General features: G+C 61.2%; 7 protein-coding genes. 1 reads left to right on the top strand and 6 read right to left on the bottom strand.

The window, feature by feature from the left end; translation table 11 throughout:
* The 3 genes from ABYW26_RS07945 to urtA form a co-directional block, all read right to left on the bottom strand.
* Window positions 1–823, bottom strand: an 823-nt coding sequence (locus ABYW26_RS07945; RefSeq protein WP_372604239.1) for an urea ABC transporter permease subunit UrtC, incomplete at its 3' end; no start/stop codon positions are given.
* A 3-nt stretch (window positions 824–826) separates the two neighbouring features.
* Window positions 827–2,785: an urea ABC transporter permease subunit UrtB gene (gene urtB / locus ABYW26_RS07940; RefSeq protein WP_372604238.1), complete on the bottom strand. Its 1,959-nt coding sequence runs from the start codon at window positions 2,783–2,785 to the stop codon at window positions 827–829.
* 69 nt (window positions 2,786–2,854) lie between these two features.
* Window positions 2,855–4,117 carry an urea ABC transporter substrate-binding protein gene (gene urtA, locus ABYW26_RS07935; protein WP_372604237.1) on the bottom strand — a complete coding sequence of 421 codons (1,263 nt, stop codon included), beginning with the start codon at window positions 4,115–4,117 and terminating at the stop codon, window positions 2,855–2,857.
* Between urtA and ABYW26_RS07930 the strand changes: the two genes are divergently transcribed.
* Window positions 4,011–5,174 (top strand): LysR family transcriptional regulator, encoded by a 1,164-nt coding sequence (locus ABYW26_RS07930; RefSeq protein ID WP_372604236.1) that lies wholly within the window; start codon window positions 4,011–4,013, stop codon window positions 5,172–5,174. The two genes, urtA and ABYW26_RS07930, sit on opposite strands and share 107 nt — an antisense overlap.
* On the opposite strand, the gene ABYW26_RS07925 is transcribed toward ABYW26_RS07930, so the two are convergent.
* The 3 genes from ABYW26_RS07925 to ABYW26_RS07915 form a co-directional block, all read right to left on the bottom strand.
* Window positions 5,159–5,896, bottom strand: coding sequence for a peptidase (locus ABYW26_RS07925; protein ID WP_372604235.1), 738 nt, complete (start codon window positions 5,894–5,896; stop codon window positions 5,159–5,161). The genes ABYW26_RS07930 and ABYW26_RS07925 overlap by 16 nt on opposite strands.
* 18 nt (window positions 5,897–5,914) lie before the next feature.
* Window positions 5,915–6,721 (bottom strand): transglutaminase domain-containing protein, encoded by an 807-nt coding sequence (locus ABYW26_RS07920; RefSeq protein WP_372604234.1) that lies wholly within the window; start codon window positions 6,719–6,721, stop codon window positions 5,915–5,917.
* 6 nt (window positions 6,722–6,727) lie between these two features.
* On the bottom strand, window positions 6,728–7,434 hold a 707-nt coding region (locus ABYW26_RS07915; protein WP_372604233.1), incomplete at its 5' end, for an alpha-E domain-containing protein.

The raw sequence follows: 7,434 nt of genomic DNA, 5'->3' as shown, positions 1-7,434 counted from the left end.
CGGTAAAGATCACCAGCTTATAGCTTTCGACGTGATAGCCAAGGAACCGCACCCGTGCTTCGTCGTCGCGGATGCCGCGAATGACGCTGCCGAATTTGCCGCCGACAATCCACGACGCCAGCAGATAGCCCAGACCCAGCGCCAGCGCCGAGGCCCACAGGAACCACACCGACAATTCGGCTTGCGGCACCGCTTCGGCGCCGGGGATGTTTTGCAGCCCGGACAGGCCGTTGTTGCCGCGCAGACCGCTGTCGTTCTGGAACAGATACAGCGACAGTGCCAGCGTCATCGCCTGGGTCAGGATCGACAGGTAAACGCCCGTCACCCGCGACCGGAAGGCCAGCCAGCCAAAGATCAACGCCAGCAGGCCGGGGATCAGCACGACCATCAGCAATTGCAGGGTCAGGCTGTCGGCAAACACCCAGATCGCCGGAATCTCGGCCCCGCCGACGACACCGAAAATCTGGGTGCCGATGCCTTCGCGGATTTCTCCGGCGGTGGGGGGCAGGGGGGCTTCGGCCAGCGAGCTGACGACGATGGCCTTGGTGCGCTCATACATCAGCCACATGCCAACCATGTAACCGCCCAGCCCGAAAAAGGCGAAATGCCCAAGGCTGAGAATGCCGCAATAGCCCCAGACCATATCCATGGCGATGGCGATCAGGCACAGGCACAGGGTCTTGCCCAGCGTCTTGATCATCGAGGTCGAGATCACGTCGATGCCAAAGCCTTCGCTTAGCAGCGTGGCGCCAATGGTAAACACGGCCAGCAGCGCCAGAAAGATCAGGACCGACGGGTTGCGGATGAAAAACGGTTTCTGCATGGCTCAATCCCCCGCCGCGCGGCCCTTGAGGGCGATGATGCCCTTGGGACGGAACTGAATGAAAATGATGATGAAGATGATCATATAGGTCTGCGCCGCCAGCGTGTTGCTGGGGTTGAACCATTCGATCCCCTTTTGCAGGAAGCCGATCATCGTGGCGCCCAACAGCGCGCCCCAGATATTGCCGACGCCACCCACGACCACGGTCATGAAGCTTTGCACGATGTAATCGGCACCCAGTTCGGAGGTGACCTTGGCATAAAGCCCGATCGCCACACCGGCAATCCCGGCAATGCCCGAGCCCAGCCCGAAGGTCAGCATATTCACCCGCTCGGGGTTGATGCCCATGCTGGCGGCCATGCGCGGGTTCTGGGTCACGGCGCGGACCTCAAGCCCCATGCGGGTCTTGTTCAGGATGAACAGCAGCAGGAACAGAAAGATCAGGCCCAGCACGAAGATCGCGATGCGGATATAGCTGATCGAAACCACGTCGTTCAGCACCAGCGCCCCGTCCAGCCAGCCGGGGCTGGTCAGCGGGCGGGCCTGAGTGCCAAAGATGTTCTTGGCCAGCTGTTGCAGCGCGATCGAAATGCCGAAAGTGGCCAGCAGGGTTTCCAGCGGCCGGTTATACAGCCAGCGGATCACCAGCCGCTCCATCGCGACACCGGCGGCGAATGTCACGGCAAAGGCCAGCGGCAGCGCGACGATGATCGACACGGTGTAATTCGGGATGAACTGCTGCACCACATAGCCGGTATAGGCGCCCATCATGATGAATTCGCCATGGGCCATGTTGATGACGCCCATCACGCCAAAGGTGATGGCAAGGCCGATGGCGGCAAGGAAATAGATCGAGGCAAGGCTGAGACCGTCCAGCCCAAGGTCCAGCGCCTGATTCAGCCCGACGCGGGTCTTGATCGACAACAGTGCCTTCTTGGCGGCACCGGTCACGGCGGCGTCGGGTTCCAGATACTGGTCATAGAACACATGGCTGGCCAGCGCGGCATCGACCTCGGCCGGGGTCACGGTCGGGCGCACGGCGCCGGTGGCGGCCAACGCGGCATAGGCGTCAAAGCGGGCGGCGTCGGTGTTCAGGTTCAGCACGTCGAACCCGGCCACCTGACCGTTTTCGATATGGGCGATCAGTGCCTCTTTCTGCTCGGACGGCGGGATCAGGGCGGGGGCCAGCCCGGTTTCGACCAGCAGGGCATAAGCGTCGTCGCGGTCAAGATCGTCGGAGCCGGGTTTGACCTTGCGGGCGATGTTCACGCCTTCGGGCAGGGCGGTTGCCGCCTTGCGGGTGGTCGCCAGCAGCGGGTTCAGCGCGCCACGGGCATCAACGCCCAGATCTTTCGAGAAACTTTCAATCGCGGCCACGCGGGCGGCGCTGTCGTCGTCATAGGCGATGGTCAGCAGCCGCTCCAGCCGCTGTTTGCGGCCCAGCAGCCCGGCGTCGGTCTCGCCGTCGAGGGAGGCCCGCAGCGCCGGCAGATGCGAGGCCTCGGCGCCGCGTTCGATCGCGGTCAGGCCCTCGGCGCGCTTGGCCGGGTCGGGGTCGGTCAACTGATACCGCACCAACGCGGTGGCGATCACGCTGCGCACGCCCGAGTTGGGTTTCAGTTGAGTGACGGATTTCTTGTCATACGCGCCGACGGTCTGGCCGGTGGCGATGTCGATCAAGCGGATATCCTGACCAGCGACTTCGCCAAAGAAGAACAGCCCGTCCTCGTCGCGTTGATAGAGTTCCTTCTCGCGCCATTTCGACAGGACGCTGCGCGTTTCGGGCAGGCCCGAGGCGATCAGGGCGTCCACAACCGTTTCGATGGATTTGCGCGAGGGTTTGGCCACATCGGCCTGATAGGTCTGAAGCAGGTCCTGGATGGGCGTTTGTGCCAGTGCGACCAAGGCGGTCATCAGCCAGAACAGGGCGGCCCGAAGCCCGAGAGTAAGAATGCGTGTCATGCTGCCCGAACCGGAGGGGGCTTGGCGCCCCCTCCTTTATTGACTTGGGTGGCTAAGCCGGGAACCGGCTTAGTAGTTGGATTTCAGCTGAACGCAGCTTTTGGTCTCGGTGTTATACATACCGCAGCCCAGATCTTTCCAATCCGACATCAGGACGGCCGATTCCGGCAGATAGTCGGTCCAGGCGTCGCCCGGAACTTCGGCGGTGGCGCTGATGATGTCGAATTGACCGTCAGCCTGGATTTCGCCGATCAGAACCGGTTTCGACAGGTGGTGGTTGACGCCCATCACGGCGGTGCCACCGGTCAGGTTCGGGTATTCCTGACCATACATCTTTTCGCGCACGGCATCGACGTCGGTGGTGCCAGCGGCTTCGACAGCGTTCACCCACATGTTGAAGCCGATATAGGTGGCTTCCATCGGGTCGTTGGTCACGCGCTCTTCACCCATCTTGGCTTTCCATGCCGCGACGAATTCGTCGTTGGTGCCGGATTCAGCCGACTGGAAATAGTTCCAGGCTGCCAGGTGGCCAACAAGGTTGGTGGTGTCCAGACCCGACAGTTCCTCTTCGCCGACCGAGAAGGCCACGACCGGGATGTCATCCGCCGAGATACCCGCAGCGGCCAATTCTTTGTAGAAGCCGATGTTGGCGTCGCCGTTGATGGTCGAGATCACGCCGACTTTCTTGCCGTCAGCGCCCAGCGCCACGACGTCAGCCACGATTTTCGACCAGTCCGAGTGACCGAACGGGGTGTAGTTCACAAAGATGTCTTCGGCGGGAATGCCTTTATCCTTGAGATACTGTTCGAGGATCTTGTTGGTGGTGCGGGGATAGACATAGTCGGTGCCCAGCAGCGCGAATTTTTCGACGCCCAGTTCTTCAAGGAAGTAATCGGTGGCCGGGATCGCCTGTTGGTTCGGGGCGGCACCGGTGTAGAACACGTTCTTCGACGATTCCTCGCCTTCATACTGAACCGGGTAGAACAGCAGGCCGTTCAGTTCTTCGATCACCGGCAAAACCGATTTGCGCGACACGCTGGTCCAGCAGCCAAAGATCACGTCCACGCCCTGATCCGAGATCAGCTCGCGGGCTTTTTCAGCGAACAGCGGCCAGTCCGACGCGGGGTCGACGACGACCGGAACCAGCATCTCGCCATTGATGCCGCCCTTGGCGTTCTGTTGTTCGATCAGCATCAGGACGGTGTCCTTCAGCGTGGTTTCGGAGATGGCCATCGTGCCCGACAGTGAGTGCAGAACACCCACTTTGATTTCGGCATGGGCAGCGCCAGCCAGCAGGCCGGTCAGAGCGGTGGCGGTCAGAAGCTTTTTCATCATGAGATTTTTGTCCCTGTGTCATTTCGCGGGGAAAGCACCCCCGTCGGCGACTCAACCTGTTAAGGATTTGAGTTGCTGTCTTGTTCATAATTTGCGTAGTAGTGTTGCAAATATTGCAACAGGTGGGCGGAAAATCATGCGGTATCTCAATCTGTATCGCGCGCTTCGCGAGGTGGTTCGCGAGGGGTCTATCCGCAAAGCCTCTGAAAAACTTACAATTTCCCCGTCTGCCTTGAACCGGCAGATCCTGGCGTTAGAGGAAGAGATCGGCGCGCCTTTCTTTGATCGCCTGCCCAGCGGGGTGCGGCTGTCCACGGTGGGTGAGATATACTATCGCCAATTTATTAATCACATTGCTGAAATTGACCGCGTTTTAGAAACGGTCTCAGACTTGGCTGGCACAAGAATTGGGCATGTGCGCGTAGCTGTGAGTCGAGTCTTAGAGCAAGGTCTGGTTCCGGCGCAGGTTCAGGCGTTCCGCGCCAACCATCCCAGCGTGATGTTTTCGCTGCTGCCCTCGGGGCCGACGGCCTTTGCCGATCTGCTGTTACAGGACGAGGCCGATCTGGCGCTGATCGTTCAGCCGCAATATCGCGATGGCATCGAAACTGTCGAAACTTTCGATGTGCCGGTGCTGGCGCTGACGGCGGTGCCGGACGGGCCGGTCAGCCCGCGAATTGAGCTGGCCGAGTTGCTGGACATGGATCTGATCGTGCCGCCGGGCACGGCCGGGCTGCGGGCGCATCTGGACCTGAATTTCAAGCGCCAGCGCCTGCCGCTGCGCCCGGCGGTCGAAAGCGCCTATCTGTTGGCGCCGTGGCGGGCCGGGGCAGGCGGACTGGCGGCCAGCGCGCAATTCTGTTTCTGGCCGGCGGTGGATCAGCGGTGGCTGGATGCGATCGGCGGCACCGTCCGCCCGGTGGCGCGCTTTGCCCCGGCGCGGCTGGCGCTGTGCAAGCGCGAGGGGCGGATTCTGCCGGTCGCGGCTGAAAAGTTCGTGATGCAGCTGGGTGCCGCGCTGGGCGCCGACGGGCCGGATTATTCGTCCAGTTGATAGGGCGGCAAGCTGTCGAACGCCAGTTTCAGCGCATCGCCCCAGCCTTCCGAGATGGTCTGGAAATAGGGGTCGTCCTTTTCCACCCGGTGAATTTCACCGTTTTTCAGGCTGTCGCGGCGGTAAATCTCGAAATCCAGTGGCAGACCAACCGACAGGTTGGCCTTGATGGTGGAATCGAACGACACCATCAGCAGCTTGATCGCGTCGGCAAAGCTCATGTCAGGGTCGAAGGCGCGGATCAGGATCGGGCGGCCGTATTTGGTCTCGCCGATCTGGAAGAACGGTGTGTCGGCGCTGGCTTCGATGAAATTGCCTTCGGGATAGATCAGGAACAGCCGCTGACCGCCGTCACCGATCTGGCCGCCCAGAATGATCGTGGCATTAAAGGCGCTGTCGGCGCGTTGCCCGGCCTGCGCATTGGCGGCAATCACCTCGCGCAGGGTCTGGCCGACCAGCCGCGCCACCTGAAACATCGACGGTTGCTCCAGAATAGACGGCGCGCGTTCCTCGGGTGCCTTTGAGCGCTCGTCCAGCAGGCTGACCACCGATTGCGTGGTGGCAAGGTTGCCAGCGGTCATCATGGTGATTGCCACTTTGCCCGGCACGCACCAGCTGTGCATCTTGCGAAAGGTCGAAATGTTGTCCAACCCGGCATTGGTCCGGGTATCCGACATGAACAACAACCCGGCATTCAGCCGTAGCCCAACGCAATAGGTCATGTTTCTGATCCCCGTCCGTTACTGCTGTTGGATCTGGATCGCCACTGAAAGCGTTTCAGTGCCGTGATCCCCCATTCGGAGGCCGGATATCGGGGCTGCCTCGGTATAGTCAAGCCCGGTTGCGACGCGGACGTATCGTTCGTCGGGGCAAATCTCGTTCGAGACGTCGAATCCGATCCATCCGATGCCGTCGATATGGGCTTCGGCCCAAGCGTGGGTCGCGTCCTGATTGATGCGGTCGTCCATCAGCAGATAGCCCGAGACATACCGCGCCGGAACCCCCATCGAGCGCGCGGCGGCGATGAACACATGCGCATGGTCCTGACAGACCCCGCGCCCTGCGGTCAGGACGTCCTCGGCGCTGGAATGAACATCGGTATGGCCGGTGTCATAGGCAACGGCCTCAAGCACGCGCTCGGACAGGCGGTGCATGCGGTCGATCGGGTCAGTGATGTCGTTCAACAGCCCGCGCGTCAGTTGCCGGGTCTGGTTGCCCGCACGGGTCAGGTCGGTTGGACGGCGGAACAGCCACAGCGGCGCGTTTCCGGCGTGGCGGCCAACGACCCCTGCGGTGTCAAAGGTTTCGACCTCGCCCATGCAGGAGATGGTGATCGCGTGGCCGTCGCCCTCGAAACTGATCAGCCGCACCTCGTTCATGTGCTGATCGACGAATTCCAGCTCGGTCTTGCCGCCATCGACCATCGTCATCCATGACAGGACTTTCTGGGTCGCCCGGCTTTTTGGCGTCAGACGCAATTCCTGCAAGCCATAGGACACAGGGCGCTCATAGCTGTAGGTGGTGGTGTGGGTGATACTCAGGCGCATGTCAGGTCAGCCATAAAACCGAAAGTCTTTTTCCACCTGCGACCCAAGGGCGGCGTTTGCCCCCAGAAAATCGGTGAGGAATTCGTGCAGGCCGGTTTCAAAAATGGCCTCGACCGGCGTTTCGGAGGCCCGGTGATACAAGGCTTCGGCCATATCCACACACTCGTATTTCTGGTCATAGACCCGTTGCAGATAGCTTAGGTTCCCGGTCAGCTTAGACAAGCAAAACGCCAGAGACCGAGGCATACGACCATCGGTAATCAGGAATTCGGCAATGCCGCGCGCAGAAACATCCGGCCCGTTCAGCCAGCGATACGAGGTATGCGCCGCGACCGAGCGCAGGATCGTTTCCCACTGGACGTTGTCCAGCGAACTGCCGATCTGGCTGACCGAGGGCAGCAGCACGTAATATTTCACGTCCAGTATGCGGGCGGTGTTGTCGGCGCGCTCAAGAAAGGTGCCGATGCGGGAAAAGTCGAAAATGTCATTGCGCAGCATGGTGCCGTGCAAGGCGCCGCGGGTCAGGGCGCTTTGCTGGCGGATCAGCGCCAGAATATCCGGCAATTCGGCCATGCGCACCGGGCGGCGCAGCGCGTCTTTCAGGGTCATCCAGCTTTCGTTGACGGCCTCCCACACTTCGCGGGTCAGGGCGGTGCGCACCAGACGGGCGTTGTTGCGGGCGGACTCGATTGAGGACATGACCGAAGACGGGT

The sequence above is a fragment of the Actibacterium sp. genome (assembly GCF_041584535.1).
Classification (GTDB): Bacteria; Pseudomonadota; Alphaproteobacteria; order Rhodobacterales; family Rhodobacteraceae; genus Actibacterium_D.
This window is presented reverse-complemented; position numbering and strand designations above follow the sequence as displayed.

Excerpts from the sequence above, each read along its gene's own strand:
- ABYW26_RS07930 (WP_372604236.1), top strand. The coding sequence starts at position 4,011 with ATGGCCATCGTGCCCGACAGTGAGTGCAGAACACCCACTTTGATTTCG.
- urtA (WP_372604237.1), bottom strand. The coding sequence starts at position 4,117 with ATGAAAAAGCTTCTGACCGCCACCGCTCTGACCGGCCTGCTGGCTGGC.
- ABYW26_RS07925 (WP_372604235.1), bottom strand. The coding sequence starts at position 5,896 with ATGACCTATTGCGTTGGGCTACGGCTGAATGCCGGGTTGTTGTTCATG.
- ABYW26_RS07920 (WP_372604234.1), bottom strand. The coding sequence starts at position 6,721 with ATGCGCCTGAGTATCACCCACACCACCACCTACAGCTATGAGCGCCCT.
- urtB (WP_372604238.1), bottom strand. The coding sequence starts at position 2,785 with ATGACACGCATTCTTACTCTCGGGCTTCGGGCCGCCCTGTTCTGGCTG.